The sequence below is a fragment of the Roseburia sp. AM23-20 genome (genome assembly GCF_003470905.1).
Classification (GTDB): Bacteria; Bacillota; Clostridia; order Lachnospirales; family Lachnospiraceae; genus Roseburia; species Roseburia rectibacter.
On the sequence record NZ_QRHS01000015.1, the window covers coordinates 16,663 to 35,540 of the forward strand.

The window sequence follows — 18,878 nt, forward strand, 5'->3', positions numbered from 1 at the left end:
CTTGCTGTTTTTAATTCTGACTTCCCGTATCCTGTGAAGAACTATCCTCTGCGGAACTATCTCCTGTGGCATTTTCTGCTGAGCCATCTGCTGTGGAACTATCTCCTGTGGAACTATCTCCTGTGACATTCTCTGCTGGGCTATCTGCTGTGGAACTATCTCCTGCAGCACTTTCCTCTGTAGATTCTGTGTTACTGCTCTCATCCGTACTCTGACGGTTCTTTAAGAAAATATATTCTCTCTGTGCCGCCTCATCATCCGGATAAAGCGAAACATACTGTTGGACAACATCCCATGCGGATGTAAAATCTCCACTATATTCATAAGCAATGATCTGATTTGACAGAAGTTCCTGCTGGTTCGTAACATTATCCATCGCAAGTCCCTGTCTGATATCCTCTAAAGCTGCCTCATAGTTGCCTTTTCCCATCTGGATCTCGGCAAGTGCATTCATTGCAACCGAATCAGCCGTACCACTGTCCACATATGCCTGATAATACTTCTCTGCATTCGCAGAATCTTCCTCAGCTTCATAGACCTGTGCAAGATAGAGATTTGCCTTGGCACTGTCTTTTTTCACTGCTTCTTCTAACTCTTTAACTGCATTTGCATACTGACCAAGAAGATAATAAATCCTGCCTCGCCAGGTCAGATTTTCTGCAGAATTGCCTTTGATATCAAAAGCCCTGTTTAAATACTCTTCCCCTTCGTCAGTCATATTATTAGCGGCAAGGTTCTCATAAATCCCAACATACAATTCATAATCATCCGGGTTATATTTCACTGCATTTGCAAAATCTTTTTTTGCTGTATCTGTATCCTGCTGTTTTAAACTCAGACATCCATGCAGGTAATAGGCATTTCCATTCTTCCCATCATAATCGATCATCGCCTGGTAAGTTGCAAGTGCTCCCTCAATATCTCCTCCGGCATACTGTGCCGCTGCCTTGTAGTAACAGATATCTAACTCGGTATCTGTGATCTTACCTACACACTGGGAAAGTGCACTGTTAAAAGCTGCAACTGCCCCCTCATAGTCACCGGACTGCATACTGTTGATCCCGATCTTGCGGAAATCCAGTTCGTCCTCTAAACGCTCATTGGTGCATCCGGTAAAAAGTGCAGCAAACAGCACTGCCCCTGCAACCATATACGGCAATCTGTGTTTCTTCATCTCTATATTAATTCCTTTTCTCTATAATTCTTCAAACACCAGCCGCATATCATACCACACGGCTCCCCCATGTTTTGACATGGACTTTCCTTCATTAATATAACCAAATTTCTCATAAAATGGAATAAGACTTTCTTTACATGTCAAAACAATTCCTTTGCGTCCCTGTGCTTTCACGTCCTCAACCACATGCTCCATGAGCTTTGACGCACATCCCATCTTCTGATATGCCGGCAGCGTTGCCACTCCAAAGATCATCTGCCACTGCCCATCTTCCATGTGCATCGTGGCATCCTCAAACATCTCATCCCGCAAAATCGGAATATTGGTCGTCATTCCATTGATCATGCTCACTATTTTTCCAGAGTCCTCCAGTAACCAGAAATGATTCGGAAATACGGTCAGTCTTTTCTCAAAAGAGTCTTTTTCTGCTGCTTCTTCCGGTGGAAAGCACTGTCTCTCCATTTCCGTGATCGCATCTATATCATTTATTGTTGCTAATCTTATGTCCATTGTTGTGTGTCTCCATTATTTCTTAAAAAGTGCCTGCAAGCAGTCATTTTTTATCATTTGGCTGCACTCCTGTCCGCAGTGCACGTCCGAAAAATCAGAGATTTTCCGGACTGACGGGCTTTCGCCCTATCAACGAAGCAAACAATAAAAAAGTGCCTGCAAGCAGTCATTTTTTATTGTTCACTTCGTTGGCACTGCTCAATGCTTACGCACATTATACCATACCTTTTTGATATTTTGCATTGTATTTGAAACTTTTTATGACTATGCTGTATCTAATAGTCAGATGATTCGAAAGAATCAAATATTTGCAAAGGAGGATCTGATCTTGAAATTCTTTTCCGGAAAAGAAAAAAAACTTACTGCAGAATCCAATGACGAACTCATTGAACGATTACTGCTTGAAAATTACAACCGCTACTATCATCTTGCATACAGCTATGTACATAATCCCGACGATGCCAGTGACATTGTACAAAACGGAGCCTATCTGGCGATCAAAAACAGTGCTTCCCTAAGGCAGCCGGAATATGCGGCGACCTGGATTTACCGCATCATGTTAAATGAGATTTTTCATCATTTAAAGCGGCCGGATACCATTTCTTACGAGGATTCACTGATCGCAGAGGGAAAACCGGACCAGTATCAGGACTTAGATCTTAGAACTGCGCTTGATTCTTTGTCCCCGGAGGATAAGGCGATCGTGGAACTTCGGTATTTCGAGGACTTAAAAATCGAAGATATCGCCCGCGTCTTAAATGAAAATGTCAATACCATAAAAAGCCGTCTGTACCGCAGTATGCAGAAGTTAAAACTGAAAATGGAGGTAACCGAATGAACACAAATGATTTTTATGAATTAAAAAAATCCTATGACACCTCGCAAATGCCTGAAAAGGAGGTCATAAAAATGAAAGAAAAAATGAATCAGGCGAAAGCCGAGAAGAAGAACAAACACAATAAAACCATTATCACAAGAATCTGGGTTGGCGCTGCTGCAGCGATCGCAGCGTTTGTCATCCTGCCAAATACTTCACCGAGTGTCGCCTATGCGATGGAACAGATCCCGCTGCTTGGAAATCTGATCGAGGTCGTCACATTCCGCGATTACCAGTACAGCAGTGACAAAAACAACGCCGATGTCAATGTTCCAAAACTAGTACCGGAAACTGTCGCTTCCACTGAAAATACAACGGAAGACCCGGTTGGGGAAAATTTAAAGAAATCAACCGATGAGATCAATGCAGAGATTGAAAAGATCAGTGACAGCCTGATCGCAGAGTTCAAACAGAATATGAACAACGAAGGTTATCAGGATGTCATGATCAAACATGAGGTCATCAACACAACTGACGACTATTTTACCTTAAAACTGATGTGTTATCAGGCTGCCGGCAGCGGTTATGAGATGGATTATTATTACACGATTGATTTAAAGACCGGGGAACGCCTTGCGTTAAAAGATCTTTTTAAAGAGGGATCTGACTATATCACCCCGATCAGCGAAAACATCAAATCACAGATGCGAGGGCAGATGGATGCCGACGAAAATGTCTCCTACTGGCTGGATGATACAGAAGTTCCTGAATGGAACTTTACCTCCATTAACGATGATACTTCCTTCTATGTTAATGCTGACGGAAATCTCGTCATCAGCTTCAACGAGGGCGATGTCGGTCCAATGTCTATGGGTGTTGTAGAATTTACGATCCCACACGATGCGATCGCCGATATTTTAAAATAAGAAATGTCTATGTAGTAAAGGATTCTGGCATGGTATTCAGCAGTCTCAACTTTATTTTTATTTTTTTGCCATTATTTCTGTTTGCCTATTATGTCACACCTGCTGCTTTCAGAAACAATACGCTCTTTGCAGGGAGCGTATTGTTTTATGCAATCGGGGTGATCAAACAGCCATATGCACTGTTTCTATTAATGGTTCTGACCTATCTCAATTATGTGTTTGGAATCTGCCTTTATCAGATACACAATTCAAGAAAAAAGAAACTCTTTTTGACAAAAGTTATTTTTTTCGATTTTTTATGGTTGTTTTTGTTTAAATATTCCAGACATTTATCTCTGCCGCTCGGAATCAGTTTTTATACGTTCCAGCTGACTGCATATCTTTTTGATATCTATTACGGACGTATTTTACCGGAACGGGATTTTGTGACATTCGGTACTTACATCAGCATGTTCCCAAAATTAATTTCCGGACCAATTACCCCGTATGAGATGCTGCGCAGGCAGCTTCACAGCGCAAGACGCTTTCTGCCCGAAAATCTTGCGGAGGGTATGAAACTTTTTATCCGGGGACTTGGCTTAAAAGCGATTCTGGCGAATCAGTTTGGCAGTCTGTGGGCAAATGTTGGCACGATCGGATATGAAAGTATCTCCACACCGCTTGCATGGCTTGGAATCTATGCATATTCTTTCCAGATTTACTTTGATTTTTATGGTTATTCCCTGATGGCAGCAGGTCTGGGCAGAATGCTTGGTTTTAATCTTCCCATAAACTTTATGCACCCCTATCTCTCCACAAGCATGACAGAATTCTGGCGGCGCTGGCATATTACACTTGGACAATGGTTTCAGACCTACATCTATATTCCACTTGGCGGCAACCGCACAGGTACATGCAAATGGATCCGCAACCTGCTTGTCGTGTGGATACTTACCGGAATCTGGCATGGCACAGAATTTCATTTTATTCTGTGGGGATTTTCCCTGTTTGTCATTGTATTGACAGAAAAACTGCTGTTAAAAAAATTGACGGACCGATACGCGCTGGCCGGACATCTTTATATGGCAGTTCTGATCCCATTGTCGTGGATGCTTTTTGGAATCAGTGATCCCGGCAGTATCGAAGTCTACATCCGGAAATTATTTCCATTTTTTTCCGCCGATGATGCCATTATTTATGTGAATGATTTCTGGAAAAATTTAAATGATTTCCGCTTTATCATCCCTGCCGGCTTCCTTTTTTCTACAAGGCTTCCGGTCCGCCTTTTAAAAAAAATCAGGGGCTCTGTGCCAGAAATTTTTGTCTATCTGGCAATTTTCTGGTCTTCTGTTTACTGTATTTACGTTGGCTCTAATGACCCATTTTTATATTTCAGATTTTAACGAAGGAACACTATGCGAAAAAAAATATCTGCCATATTGTTTTATTTTTTCTTTTTGATAAGCTGCCTTTTGATTCCACTCATTTACTTATATGTAACGTTAAACATAAATGCAGCCAAAAATACGTCCTTGTCCGTGTCTTCTGTCTCCGCCGCACAAAAACAGGACACCACGACACCATCGGACACTTCCGGTGCGCCATCTGACAATACAGACCGGCAGGATATCCCGGACACAGAAGTTCCGATGACAGAAATGACCACTGTTGATGCAGATTATTTCGATGACGCTTTAATGATCGGTGATTCCCGCACCGTCGGATTAAAAGAATATGGTACGTTGGGCAATGCCACCTTTTATTGTGATTCGGGTCTCAGTATCTATGATCTGGAAAATAAAAAAATTATGGTGGACGGCATCGGAAAGGTCAGTATCTCTGATCTTTTAGCCAGCCATACCTATCATAAAATATATCTGATGCTCGGCATTAATGAACTTGGCTACGATGTCACACAGACATTTGAAAAATATGCGTCGTTTGTAAATTTTCTGCAAACCATGCAGCCGGATGCAATCATTTATGTGGAAGCAAATCTTCATGTGACTGCACAGCGCTCAGACTCGGATAAAACATTCAATAATGCCAATATCAACGCCTTTAATCAAAAAATTTCGACATTAGCCGATCACCGGACCATTTATTATCTGGACATCAATGAACTTTTTGACGATGCAAACGGCAATCTCGGCACACAGTACAGCAATGATAATGCGCATCCCCTCGGAAAATACTACGCAGTATGGTGTGACTGGTTAATGGAGCACGCCGTTGTCCGTGACGGGAAATCATAACCCCTTGCACCGGTTTTAAAATATCGTTATAATATTTCTTGCAGATTACGGGGACATGAAACAGCCTGCGCTATCTTTCGTATGGCATCCCCTCAGAAACGGAGATATAGATTTATGAACAAAAAAGATATTTTAGAATTAAAACGGCGTTTTAAAAAGGATGCCTGCACTTTTACAAGACTGTGCGGCTGTTATGTGGATGCCGACCACAATAAGGTAACTTCTTTCGGGGAGACATTTTTAAATCTGGAAGATGAGGAATTTTATAAATACTTAGAGATTGCCAAAAAAGTAATGTCGGGTACAATCGGAAATAACCTTTTAGAGCTGGAATTTCCGACTGCGGAGGAAGCCGCCGGCGGCAGGCAGCAGTTTTTGATGGGACTGCGCGAGAGTGCCTTAAAAAATGATGATCTGATGGATGCATTTTATGATCTTGTCATTGACAGCTACGACTATGTCGGAAACTATCTGATCCTTGTATTCCACGATGCCTACGACGTTATGACAAAAACTTCTGATAATAATAAATTAGACGAGTCCGAGGAAGTTTACGAGTATCTGCTCTGCGCGATCTGCCCGGTCAACCTGACCAAACCGGGACTTGGCTACCGTGAGGATGAAAACCGCATCGGACCGCGTATCCGCGACTGGGTCGTTGGAGCTCCGGACACCGGATTTGTTTTCCCTGCTTTTACCGACCGGAGCACTGATATCCACTCTGTCATGTTTTACACCAGAGACACCAAGACACCGCACTCCGAATTTATGGAATCCGGTCTTGGCTGTGGCTCTAAATTTACAGCTACCGAACAGAAACTTACGTTCCAGAGCATTGTAAAAGAAGTCATCGGGGAAGATGATGACGAAAGCGATGCCATTTTCATGGATATCCAGGACAACTTAAATGACCTGATCCCGGTCGCTTTAGAAGATGAACCAGAACCGGAACCGGTTCCTGTTACAAAAAGCACGATCTCATCTGTTCTCGCCGAGAGCGGTGTCACGGAAGAACAGGCTGCCGTGATCGAGCAGACTTATGAAAATGTATTTGGTGAAGAAGTCCCTGTTGCAGAACACCTGGTAGATCCAAAACTGGTAGAAGCAAATGCAAAACGTAAAGAAAAATTAGAACTGGTACAACAGGTTGAAAATCTGAAACAACAGTTAGAAGAAACACGTGCCCTTCCAGTCGGAGAATCTGATGAGGACGATGTCCCGGCAGTCAAAACCTATGATGTCATTCTGCGCGTCAAGCCGGAAAAAGTCGATCAAATCCACTCTCAGGTTATCGACGGTCAAAAATGCCTTGTTATTCCAATGGATGAGGACGAGCATGCTGCCGTCAACGGCGTGAACACGACGATCTGACAGCTTTTCTGACAAATGATGGTTTGTTTATGAAATAAATCGCCCGTCGAAATGGTGTGTTGTAGGTCTGTGAGCGGCATCTTGCGCAAAGCCGGAGTAATTTTGGTTCCGTTGTCCGAAAATAAGAAAAGTCTAAGTGTGTCTGAGTTAGATTTTCTCGGAGTGACGTGACCGGCGTTCAACGAGCCATCCGTGGCTCGTGAAGCCTTGTTCTGCCATCCGTGGCAGAACATCACTGTGTATCTACAGACACACTAAGATTTTCTAATTTTCTCACAAAGTCACAAAATTAGCTCCGGCTTTGCGCAAGATGCCAGCCTTCAGGTTGTGAACACCATTTGGGCGGGTGGTTCATCTCAAAATTGGGGGGCGTAGGTGTGGATTTTTGATATTCGCACGAATGAAAATATGCTTAAAATCCTTATATGCTGTATCATTAATATTTAGCCTGATGACTTTCCAAAATTTTCAGCTGCTGCATTGTATTATATGAAATTTTTCGTAAATTGCCAGATTAATAACGCAGAATATTTTTTCAAATGTGTATGGCAATAAATATGGGCATAGTGGTATATATCGATGTTTTTACCAGTGTTATCAAACAAATAATAAATTATTGAATCTAGTTATTTGGAAATATTTTTTAATCAGATTCAGACACAAAACACTAAAAATTTACGCACTTCCAAGGTTGTAAAATGAGTTTTCCGGCGAAGGGTGGTTCACAACCTTGCGGCTGGCAAATCGCATCAAGCCGAGACCTGTTTTGTGACTTTGGGAGAAAATTAGGCAATCTTAGTCTGCCTGTCCGTAACACAGTGTTGTGCTGCCACGGACGGCAGCACAAAGTCTTAATGCCCCCGGACGGGGCGTTTAAGACGCACACGTCACTCCGCCACAACCTATACCAGGCAGCCTTAGATTGACTTATTTTCGGACAACGGAAACAAAACAGTCCCGGCTTGATGCAATTTGCCACTCACAAAACTGTAAATCCACCCTTCGCCGGGGAACTCACATCACAACCACAAACCAGCATTTGATGGGCAGTTTTCTTTCATGAAAGCCGTTCTTTAATATAATCTTCCATTTTCTCCCGCGGTACACCGAGCGTCAGAGAAAGCTCTCCATACAGTTCATTCTCTGCCACTTTCATATAACGTTCATCTACCGCAGTCACTTTTTTGCCCTGCGCGATCCGCTCTTTTTTACGCTTATACAATGTCTTTACAATGCTGACCCATGCATGATAATCACATGTCTGGAGTGCTTCTTTATATTTTGCCTCGCGTTGTTTATCATCAGGCACCCACAAAAGTTCTATCCGGGGCATTTCCTCAATCAGCTTTTCTGCCTCTTCCTTTGAAATCGTCCTACGCATTACAATTTTCTCGCTGTCCGTAGGTACATAGACAGTCCCATTCGAATCCCCGACCGGTGCTAAAACATAATACAAACGTTCCTGGTCCGCTCCCGAAATATCGATATGGGTAATATCTTTGATCTGACAGACACCTTTTGCGCCACACACAACATATTCTCCGATTTCAAACATTCTTTTGATTCTCCTTTCCCTGGTTTCAAATTTAAATGATCATCTACAGGTATTTTTTCTATCTTATATTTACCTGGTATTTCATACCTGATATTTTTTATATCATACCACTATTTAACTATATCATTATTTTTTCCAAAAAGTCAGCAAAATAAGCGTTCAACGTTTATTTTTGTGAAAACTATAGCACATGATACTATACTTTATTAGTCATATTTTACATAAAACGGGCGGCACAAAATTTTATGCCGCCCGTTTTTGATATAGTAATATTTTTTCTGCCACTGCTTTTGGCATAATCTAACAATTCCTGATATTCTTTCCGGTTAATGACATTTTCCACGCTGTTCTTTTTTTGCACTTTCAACGTCTTTATGGATGCCTGTTCACACTCTAAATATCTTAAATACCTGTTTACCGCAATCACGTAAAGATTTATCGTTGCAGGTGCCAGATTCTCATCCTGCAATTTCTGTTTATATAGCAGTGTCCTTTCTTTTGTAACTTCCTTTCCATTTAAATACCGGATAAATTTTTCTGCCTCCCTCAGATATACCTGTCTGGTATGTTCTGACAGTTCACTTTGTTTTAAATATTCCTCATACATTTCTGATCGTTTCATATGATAATCCTCCGTATTTCTAATAGTTTTTCCATAAGAAATAAAATTATCACAAAATAAAGAGTCGCTTGCGACTCTTTTTCGCTCGAGCGGTGCTGTTTACAGCTAACTTCTTCTCCGCGAGATGCGCATCCCGCCCGGAGGGCTTTTTGATTCATAGGACGTAATATCTTATGAATCAAAAAAACTGCCGTCTCATGATATTCTCATGAAACGGCAGTCCGTCTTGTTCGTACAGTCCAAATGGGTAAAAAGACTGTACACTATCTGCACATGGCAGACAATTATATTAAATTAGGGAAAGGAATTAACAAAATGATTTTGTCGTAATCTTATTATCTCTGAACACGTCCGGAAGCATCTCCGCCAGCTAATTTCTTAACTTCATCAACGCTTACCATGTTGAAGTCACCTTCTACGGAATGTTTCAGACAGCTTGCTGCTACTGCGAACTCAATGGTAGCCTGTGGATCATAATCATTTAAACAAGCGTAGATTAATCCGCCACCGAAGGAATCTCCTCCACCAACACGGTCAACGATGTGCATTAAGTACTCTTTGGAGAAGTAGCTCTGTCCATCCTCATAGAGCATTGCTGCCCAGCGGTTGTCGTTTGCAGAGATAGATGTTCTTAATGTGATCGCAACTTTCTTGAAACCGAAACGGTCTGTTAATTTCTGTGCAACCTCTTTGTATCCTTCTTTATTTAACTCGCCTGCAGTTACCTCTGTACCCTCAGACTTGATACCGAATACGTCGTTTGCATCTTCCTCATTGGAGATACATACATCTACATATTTGCAAAGCTCGCCCATAACCTGGCCTGCTTTTTCTTTGGACCATAATTTATTACGGTAATTTAAATCACAGCTTACAGTGATTCCTTTTGCTTTTGCAGCTTTACATGCCTCTAAGCAGATTGCTGCAACATTATCGCCAAGTGCCGGTGTGATTCCTGTAAAGTGGAACCAGTCTGCACCGTCAAAAATCTTATCCCAGTCAAAATCAGCTGTTGTAGCTGTTGCAATGGAAGAACCTGCACGGTCATAAACAACTTTAGATGGTCTCTGGCTTGCGCCTTTCTCTAAGAAGTAGATACCAACACGGTCACCACCACGAACGATATCAGATGTGTCAACACCATACTGTCTTAAAGCATTCACACCAGCCTGTCCGATCTCATGTGCCGGAAGCTTTGTAACAAAGCTTGCATCCATACCATAGTTTGCTAAGGAAACTGCAACGTTAGCCTCTCCTCCGCCGTATGTTGCGCCGTAGGATGTAGCCTGTACGAAACGATAATATCCTTCTGGTGCCAGACGAAGCATGATCTCACCAAATGTAACGACTTTCTTTGCCATGATTTAAATCCTCCTAAAATAAAATGTTTCACATTGTGAAACGCTGTTTCATAATTTATATTTTTATTATAGCACTGAAAAATAGAATGTCAAACATGTTTTTACTTTAATGCAATTTTTATAGGTTCTGTTATTTTTATCCAAAAAAGTTGTGAAATATTTGCAACTTTCTCTTTTTTATTTTTGAGATATGTTATATAATGCATATGTATTGGTTCATATTGTAGAACTTGGTTTCATATTTTGAAACTGTTATGATATATTTTTTAAGGAGGTTTTTCCATGGACCGTAAATATGATGTCATCACATTAGGAGAGATTCTGCTTCGTCTTTCCACTCCGATCAACGGACGTCTCGCACAGGGCGATACTTTAATGAAGCATTTAGGAGGTGCCGAGTTAAATATTGCCTCCGAGATCGGACAGCTTGGCTTAAAGACGGCAATGATCTCTAAGATTCCAAATAACCTGCTCGCCGCATTCATCAAAAACCAGATGAACGCATCCCGTGTCAGTGAAAATTACCTGATCTCCGATACAGCAGACGACAGCCGTATCGGTGTCTATTATTACGAATATGGTTCCTATCCACGTAAACCGCGTGTTGTCTATGACAGAAAACATTCTTCCATCAACAACATCGATATTAAAGATGTACCGGAAACCATGTTTTATAACACACGCCTGTTTCACACCAGCGGTATCACTTTAGGTCTTGGCGGCAAAGCACAGAAGTTTGCCATCGAGTGTATCCGCAAATTCAAAGAGCAGGGCACTTTGATCTCTTTTGATGTCAACTACCGTGCCAATCTCTGGACTGGTGAGGAGGCAAGAGCCTGCATCGAACAGATTCTTCCCTTTGTAGATATCTTTTTCTGTTCTGAAGATACCGCCCGCCTGACCTTTGGCAAAACAGGCTCGATCGAGGAAATCCAGAAGTCTTTCTGCGAGCAGTACCCGATCTCCGTGGTTGCATCCACAGAGCGCACCGTCATCACGCCAAAGAAGCATAACTTTACTTCCATTATTTATTCTGCGAAAGATGATGCCTACTACCGCGAGGAACCCTACAACAATATCGACGTAGTCGACCGTATCGGAAGCGGTGATGCCTATGTTTCCGGTGCCCTCTATGGCTACTTAAAACATAAGGACTGCCGTAAAGCCTTAGAATACGGCAATGCCATGGCAGCCATCAAGCACAGTGTCATCGGTGATATGATAACGACCGACCTTGAAGAGATCGACAGCATTATCGCAGAACACAAAAATACAGGTTATCATTCTGAGATGAACCGGTAATAAATATACCGCCTGCTGCTTTGAGCATGCAGCAGATAGAAAGAACCGGAATATCCATATCCAATTTTTATGGGTATTCCGGTCTTTATATTTTCATTCCATTATATTGGTACCTGGCTGCTCTTTTTCACAATAATAGTTTTTACATCACTTCACGGATCACACGTTCCACATTTTTGTACGCGATTCTTTCTATGTCATCCTCACAAAATCCTTTTTTCTGCAGTGCATCAAATAATTTTTCCATCTCCATGCAGTCAGCAATCTCAAGATTTCCCTCAATCCCGTCAAAATCCGTACCAATGCCCACACATTCAATCCCGCCAACATTGACCAGATGTTTCACATGTTCACACATTCTTTCGATCCTGCTTACTTTATCCACAGGATCTGTATTTAAAAACGGTGGATAAAAATTAAGTCCACATACACCGCCATGCTCTGCCAATATCCGTATCATATCATCCGTCAGATTTCTCGTTGCAGGAGCGAGTTCCCTGCAGTTTGAATGCGATGCCACAAACGGTCCCTTCACAAGCTCTGCCACATCATAAAATCCGCCATCCGATAAATGGGAAACATCCACAAGGATTCCACGTTCTGTCATATATGTGACAGCTTCCTTCCCAAACGGCATCAGTCCAAGCTGCATCCTTCCTGCATCTTTCGCATGCGGATGTCCGAAACAGTTATCATCATTCCAGGTCAGCGTGATAAGCCGTACTCCCATCTGATAAAGCTGCTCTAAGCGCTCCATTTTTCCATCCACAACGCATCCGTTTTCCACCGTCAGAAAGGCTGATACTTTTTTCTGCTGCCAGTTGCGCTGCAGATCCTCATAGGTGCATGCCGGCGCAATGATATCTGCACAATTTTCCATCGTATTCTGATATACTGCATACATATCCTGCATCTGCTTTTCGATCTCTGCCCCGTTATACCAAAGACTTATCTTTCTCTTTTCTGACCGGCAGTCGTCTGGATCATGTCCCGGATCACTCCAGTTTTCTTCTTTTTTCTGCTGTAAAAACATGGCAAAAAACTGTGCTTTTGTGCCACACCGGTGCAGCCTTTCTGCATCCACCATCGTATGTTCCAGTTTTTTTGCCGTCTCTTTTTTCTGTTCCACTGCTTTTGCAAGCGTATCACAATGCATGTCTATATAATTCATATCCGATGAATCCTTTCTGCAAATCTGCCCCTGTAAACCTGTCAGGCTTATAAAACCGCCGTATTTTTTCTTTCAATGCACGGTTCTTTTAATATCATTTTATTCCGCAGCACACAAAATAACAACCCGACATAAATTCCATTGACTACTGCCATCATCAGATTTGTGGAAAAAAACGGAACTGCCACCGTATAGATCACGGCATATCCAAAATTCATTGCAACATAAATGACCAGCACACGCACGATCAATGCAATACTGCATGCCATTCCGAGCAAAAATCCCATCCGGTTGCTCTGCATCAGTGACTGTCTGAATGCCTGAAGTAAAAACCACACAAAGGCTGCTATAACCAGCACACCTGCTATGATTCCAAAATAACTGAAGATATTTCCAAGTAAATATTCGCCGTCCTGTGCATGCCCCTGCATCAGCAGCGTCCTGTTTCCAAACAGGCTGTATTCTGCAGCCGCACTCTTTATCATTCTGTTTTGGAAACCAAATTGCCCCATATGTTCAAGTCTTGCCTTCACATAACCATTTGTGAAAAAATGATGATACAAAAGCACTCCTGCTCCCAAAAGCCCGAACGCAAGACCTGTCAGTTTTACCATATACCGTTTCTTCTTATTTCCAAATATCCCACGAAGTACCGCTGCCACAAGCAAGAACAGACAGACCACTGCATTTTCCAAAACCGCCGCTGTACTCATCGGTGTTGCCATAAGAAGCAATACCAGAAATGGTACAAAGATCCATCCCACTGCTTTCAGGATACCAGCAAATTCTTTCCCACGATACTGGTAAATGACTCCTGCAAAAATAACCGGCAGTAATACCTGCATACTGTAACACGCTAAAAGTGCGGTCTGATAATTTCCAATAACACCACCTGACCATACCAGACACAGGCAGATCAGATAACAGACAGCAACCGCACGGATATGTAAAAACAGCCATGTATAATCGACATACATCACCAGAAAGATCATTGCAAAGCTGACACCATTTATCACAAGTAATGATCTAAGCTGTTCTGCCTGTGATGCCCCACCTTCTGTTTTTCCGGAAATAACAACTGACATGAGTATAGATGCCGCCGTTAAAAGAACCGCCAGCACAAAAAGTTTCCATGGAAATGCCGGTCTGTGGATACGGTTTAATGCACATCCTGTTTCCACCGGATCTCCCATCTGCCGCACTGCCTCTCTTTTTGCATCTTCCCTGCTCATTCCTTCTTCCTCATAACCTTGTGCCTGTTCTTCTATATGCCCGTTTATTTCTTCTGACACAAGCGCTCTGGCACGCTTATTTTGAATCTGTTCTTCCAGAGTCTTCATATATTCTTTGTAATCTGTCAATGTATTCCCTCCCGGCTCTTTCTGCCATGTTTGCTTTTTTCATCCCTGCATTTTTTACATATTTCACTGCCTGATGCCATTTCATTTTTTCAAATACACATTTCCATGGCTTTACATGACAATACATTTGTAACTGCTGCGGCATACGTATTCCATTCGTCTTTTTTCTCTTTTAAAATACGCTTTCCTTCCCCGGTAATGTGATAATATTTGCGCATTTTCCCACTTGCATCATCCTCATAGACCGTAACAAGATTGTTTGCCTCTAAGGCATGCAAAAGCGGATAAAGCGATCCCGCTTTTAATTCAAATACATTTTCCGATCTTTTCCTTAATGTTTCGATCATTTCGTAACCATACATGTCTTTCTCGTCTAAAAGCCGTAAGATCAGCATGGAAAGACTACCCTGAATCAATGATTTGTTTAACATAAAATCCTCCTTGTTTTCCGAAGGAAAATGCGAGCCCTTTGGCGAGCAGAGGATTTTCCTCCTTGTTTTGCGAAGCAAAATCCGAGTCCCTTGACGATGAGAGGATTTTCCTCCTTGTTATATAGTCTATCTATATATCTAAAGTATATAGTCTGTCTATATATATGTCAAGTTTTTTCTCATTTTTTGATCTTACATATTTGTTTGTAAGAATAAATACTGCATCCCCTTCACTGTCGACCTTATCCCGGAAATACTTTGGATCATTAAATATACAAAAACATCTTCAAGCCATTCCTACATATTTTTGTTTTGTGAAACTTGCTGCTGATGTGGCATAGAATTACTGAGTTGTCAGAACTATTTTTATAGTATACTACAAGAAGCCGCATTATTCAATCACAAAATAAAAGGAACTCTGCTATCCGGTTAAATGCTGATTTGTTTATGAAATAAATCGCCCGTCCCAATGGTGTGTCGCAGGTCTGTGAGTGGCATCTTGCGCAAAGCCGGAGTTAATTTTGGTTCCATTGTACGAAAATAAGAAAAGTCTAAGTGTGTCTGAGTTAGATTTTCTCGGAGTGACGTGACCAGCGTTCAACGAGCCATCCGTGGCTCGTGAAGCCTTGTTCTGCCATCCGTGGCAGAACATCACTGTGTATCTACAGACACACAATCTCAATCTGACCATTATCAGATTGAGATAGATTTTCTAATTTTCTCCCAAAGTCACAAAATCAGCTCCGGCTTTGCGCAAGATGCCAGCCTCCAGATTATGAACCCCATTTGGGTGGGCGGTTCATCTCAAAATTGGGGGCGTAGGTGTGGATTTTTGATATTCGCACGAATGAAAATATGCTTAAAATCCTAATATGCTGTATCATTAATATTTAGCCTGATGACTTTCCAAAATTTCCATCTGCTACATTGTACTACATGAATTGTTTCGTAAATTGTCAGACCAATAACACAAAATATTCTTCAAATGTGTATGGCAATAAATATGGGCATAGTGGTATATATCGAGGTTTTTGCCAGTGTTGTCAAACAAATAATAAACCATTGAATATAGTTATTTGGAAATCTTTTTTTAATCAGATTCAGACACAAAACACTAAAAATTTACGCCCCCAAGGTTGTAAAATGAGTTTTCCAGCGAAGGGTGGTTCACAACTTAATAGCTGGCAAATCGCATCAAGCCGGGATTCGTTTTGTGACCTTGGGAGAAAATTAGGCAATCTTAGTCTGCCTGTTCGTAACACAGTGTTGTGCTGCCACGGACGGCAGCACAAGTCTTAATGCCCCCGGACGGGGCGTTTAAGACGCACACGTCACTCCGAGAAACATTAAATCAGGCTGACTTAGACTTGCCTTATTTTCGTACAACGGAACAAAACAGTCCCGGCTTGATGCAATTTGCCAATCGTAACCCCCCAGAACCACCCTACACGAGGAAACTCATGTCACCCGCAAACCAATATTTATCAGATAACGCGTTCTATAAAGCAAAAAAGGAACCACAAAACCATTCTAAGTTTTGCGGTTCCCAATTAGGAAGAATTTGTAATTTAAATATTGTGAATTAACTGCTGCTCTGCAAGCCACATAATCGCTTACAAGATTTTACAAGATGCATGGCATTTTACGAGATGCATGGCATTTTACAAATGCCAGATATCCTCATTGTACTGTGCAATGGTACGGTCTGATGAGAAGAATCCTGCCTTGCTGATGTTGACAAGCATCTTCTTAGCCCATGCCATACGGTCTTCATAATCTGCGTAGATACGCTCTTTGGTTGCAACGTACTCCTCGAAATCCGGAAGAGTCATGAACCAGTCTTTGTTTAACAGCTCGTTGTAAAGGCGCTCTAAGTTCTCTGCACATCCGACTGCTTTCATCTGATCGCTTACGATGAAATCGATCGCACGTTTGATGTTTGCATCGTTCTCGTAGTAGCTTCTGGATACATAATCAGCTTTCTCGTAGTGTCTGATAACTTCCTCAGAAGACTCACCGAAGATATAAATGTTGTCATCACCAACGAACTGATGCATTTCAACGTTTGCTCCATCCATGGTTCCGATTGCAACGGCACCGTTTAACATGAATTTCATGTTGGATGTTCCACTTGCCTCTTTGGAAGCTAAAGAGATCTGCTCATGGATATCTGCTGCCGGGATCAGTTTCTCAGCTAATGTTACGTTGTAGTTTTCTACCATCACTACTTTTAAGTATGGTGCGACTTCCGGATCATTTGCGATCAGTTCCTGTAAGCAGAGGATCAGATGAATGATGTCCTTTGCAATGATATATGCCGGAGCTGCTTTTGCACCGAAAATAACAGTGATCGGACGAGCCGGTTTCTTTCCTGCTTTGATCTCGAAATATTTGTGGATCACATAAAGAGCATTCATCTGCTGTCTCTTGTACTCATGTAATCTCTTGATCTGGATATCGTAGATAGAGTTATCATCTAATTCGATCCCCTGTGTTTTTGCAAGATAATTCTTTAACTCTGTCTTTCTTCTACCTTTTACTGCAAGAAGTTTCTTTAATACTTCTTCGTCATTTACATATGCGCCGAGTTTCTCTAACTCTTCTGCGTTTTTCTTAAATCCAGGTCCGATTAAGGATGTGATAAATTCGGTCATCTCCGGATCGCAGTGTAATAACCAGCGGCGGAATGTGATACCGTTTGTCTTATTATTGAACTTCTCCGGATAAATCTTGTAGAAGTTATTTAACTCTGTATTCTTTAAGATCTCTGTGTGCAGGTAAGCAACACCGTTAACACTGTATCCGTAATGAATATCCATATGTGCCATATGAACACGTTTCTCATCATCAATGATTGCTACGGATTTGTCATCATATTTCTTTGTCACACGGCTGTTTAACTCATAAATGATCGGCAGTAACTGTGGAACAGCTTTCTCTAAGAAATGGATCGGCCATTTTTCAAGTGCTTCTGCTAAAATGGTGTGGTTTGTGTAAGCACAGGTCTTAGATACGATATCGATTGCTTCATCCATTAAGATTCCACGCTCCATCAACAGACGGATCATCTCAGGAATTACCATACTTGGGTGTGTATCGTTGATCTGGATCACTGCATATTCATTTAATTTGTGAAGATCTCCGCCTCTTGCAAGTGTCTCATCGATGATCAGACGTGCTGCGTTGCTGACCATGAAATACTGCTGGTAAACACGAAGGATTCTTCCCTTATCATCGGAATCATCCGGATATAAGAATAATGTTAAATTCTTTGCAATATCCTCTTTGTCAAAATCGATGCCGTCTCCAACCAAACTCTCATCCACTGTCTCAACATCGAACAGATGAAGTTTTGTGGTACGGTTCTCATAACCGATCACATCGATATCATATAATCTGGACTGTAACGTAAAACCGCCAAACTGAATCGGGTAAGTAACGTCTGTTTTTGTCAGCCAGCTTTCTTTTTCAATCCATGGGTTTGGTGTCTCATTCTGCAGGTTGTTTTTGAAAACCTGTTTGAACAATCCGTAATGGTAATTTAAACCAACACCGTCACCGTTTAAACCAAGGCTTGCGATAGAATCAAGGAAGCATGCTGCAAGACGTCCAAGTCCGCCGTTTCCTAATGACGGCTCCGGCTCAACCTCCTCGATCTCTGCAAGGCTCTTGCCGTTATCTGCTAAAAGTTTTTTCACATCCTCGTAAATACCAAGGTTGATCAGGTTGTTGGATAATAATTTACCGATCAGGAACTCAGCGGAAATGTAATATAATTTACGTTTTCCCTGATTGCTTTCTTTTTCCTTAGCCATTCCTTTTGTCATCTCAAGCAGTGCATAGTAAAGTTCCTCATTTGTGCACTGTGAAATTTCTTTGCCACATCTGTTTGATACGATTTCCTGTAATTTCATTTTTTCCTCCATTCCAGCGCCCCTGCGCTGTTTTCATTATGTTCCCCAATTTTAATGTTTATGCTTGTTCCTGTTGTCCTGATTTCGCTTTTTTTCGCAAAATCATTGTTTATGATGTTATTATAG

At 41.7% G+C, this 18,878-nt stretch carries 15 protein-coding genes; 6 read left to right on the forward strand and 9 right to left on the reverse strand.

The genetic code is table 11. The annotated features are described in order from the left end of the window. Positions 1-10: 10 nt before the first annotated feature. Both DW650_RS11940 and DW650_RS11945 read right to left on the reverse strand, forming a co-directional pair. Positions 11-1,174: a tetratricopeptide repeat protein gene (locus DW650_RS11940; RefSeq protein WP_118210037.1), complete on the reverse strand. Its 1,164-nt coding sequence runs from the start codon at positions 1,172-1,174 to the stop codon at positions 11-13. 21 nt (positions 1,175-1,195) lie between these two features. Further along, a complete protein-coding gene (locus DW650_RS11945; RefSeq protein ID WP_117919870.1) occupies positions 1,196-1,687 on the reverse strand; it encodes a GNAT family N-acetyltransferase in 492 nt (163 codons plus the stop codon). A 328-nt stretch (positions 1,688-2,015) separates the two neighbouring features. Between DW650_RS11945 and DW650_RS11950 the strand changes: the two genes are divergently transcribed. The 5 genes from DW650_RS11950 to DW650_RS11970 all read left to right on the forward strand — a co-directional run bounded on the left by DW650_RS11950 (position 2,016) and on the right by DW650_RS11970 (position 7,035). Further along, positions 2,016-2,525: an RNA polymerase sigma factor gene (locus DW650_RS11950; RefSeq protein WP_330414640.1), complete on the forward strand. Its 510-nt coding sequence runs from the start codon at positions 2,016-2,018 to the stop codon at positions 2,523-2,525. A 71-nt stretch (positions 2,526-2,596) separates the two neighbouring features. Then, a complete protein-coding gene (locus tag DW650_RS11955; RefSeq protein ID WP_243102942.1) occupies positions 2,597-3,430 on the forward strand; it encodes an RsiV family protein in 834 nt (277 codons plus the stop codon). Positions 3,431-3,459: 29 nt separating this feature from the next. Further along, complete coding sequence (locus tag DW650_RS11960) at positions 3,460-4,812, forward strand: MBOAT family O-acyltransferase (protein WP_118210039.1); 1,353 nt, start codon at positions 3,460-3,462, stop codon at positions 4,810-4,812. A 12-nt stretch (positions 4,813-4,824) separates the two neighbouring features. Next, on the forward strand, positions 4,825-5,664 hold the full coding sequence (locus DW650_RS11965; protein WP_118210040.1) for a GDSL-type esterase/lipase family protein: 840 nt from the start codon (positions 4,825-4,827) through the stop codon (positions 5,662-5,664). Between the two features lie 114 nt (positions 5,665-5,778). Beyond that, the gene (locus DW650_RS11970; protein ID WP_118210041.1) at positions 5,779-7,035 is read left to right on the forward strand and encodes a DUF4317 domain-containing protein; all 1,257 of its coding nucleotides are present in this window, start codon (positions 5,779-5,781) and stop codon (positions 7,033-7,035) included. A gap of 1,057 nt (positions 7,036-8,092) precedes the next feature. On the opposite strand, the gene DW650_RS11975 is transcribed toward DW650_RS11970, so the two are convergent. From DW650_RS11975 to DW650_RS11990, 3 genes are all read right to left on the reverse strand, one after another. Beyond that, on the reverse strand, positions 8,093-8,590 hold the full coding sequence (locus DW650_RS11975; protein WP_118210042.1) for a CarD family transcriptional regulator: 498 nt from the start codon (positions 8,588-8,590) through the stop codon (positions 8,093-8,095). A 217-nt stretch (positions 8,591-8,807) separates the two neighbouring features. Next, a complete protein-coding gene (locus DW650_RS11980) occupies positions 8,808-9,212 on the reverse strand; it encodes a site-specific integrase (protein ID WP_241070909.1) in 405 nt (134 codons plus the stop codon). Positions 9,213-9,547: 335 nt separating this feature from the next. Then, complete coding sequence (locus DW650_RS11990) at positions 9,548-10,573, reverse strand: sugar kinase (protein ID WP_118210044.1); 1,026 nt, start codon at positions 10,571-10,573, stop codon at positions 9,548-9,550. Between the two features lie 282 nt (positions 10,574-10,855). On the opposite strand from DW650_RS11990, the gene DW650_RS11995 reads away from it, so the two are divergent. Then, positions 10,856-11,875 carry a sugar kinase gene (locus DW650_RS11995; RefSeq protein ID WP_118210045.1) on the forward strand — a complete coding sequence of 340 codons (1,020 nt, stop codon included), beginning with the start codon at positions 10,856-10,858 and terminating at the stop codon, positions 11,873-11,875. A 142-nt stretch (positions 11,876-12,017) separates the two neighbouring features. Here DW650_RS11995 and DW650_RS12000 read toward each other — a convergent pair whose 3' ends face one another. The 4 genes from DW650_RS12000 to DW650_RS12025 form a co-directional block, all read right to left on the reverse strand. Then, complete coding sequence (locus DW650_RS12000; protein WP_118210046.1) at positions 12,018-13,046, reverse strand: dipeptidase; 1,029 nt, start codon at positions 13,044-13,046, stop codon at positions 12,018-12,020. Between the two features lie 47 nt (positions 13,047-13,093). Beyond that, complete coding sequence (locus DW650_RS12005; protein WP_243102943.1) at positions 13,094-14,407, reverse strand: permease prefix domain 1-containing protein; 1,314 nt, start codon at positions 14,405-14,407, stop codon at positions 13,094-13,096. 89 nt (positions 14,408-14,496) lie between these two features. Next, positions 14,497-14,838, reverse strand: a complete 342-nt coding sequence (locus DW650_RS12010) for a PadR family transcriptional regulator (protein ID WP_118210048.1) — start codon at positions 14,836-14,838, stop codon at positions 14,497-14,499. A 1,661-nt stretch (positions 14,839-16,499) separates the two neighbouring features. Further along, the gene (locus DW650_RS12025; RefSeq protein WP_118210085.1) at positions 16,500-18,752 is read right to left on the reverse strand and encodes a glycogen/starch/alpha-glucan phosphorylase; all 2,253 of its coding nucleotides are present in this window, start codon (positions 18,750-18,752) and stop codon (positions 16,500-16,502) included. Positions 18,753-18,878: the final 126 nt, after the last annotated feature.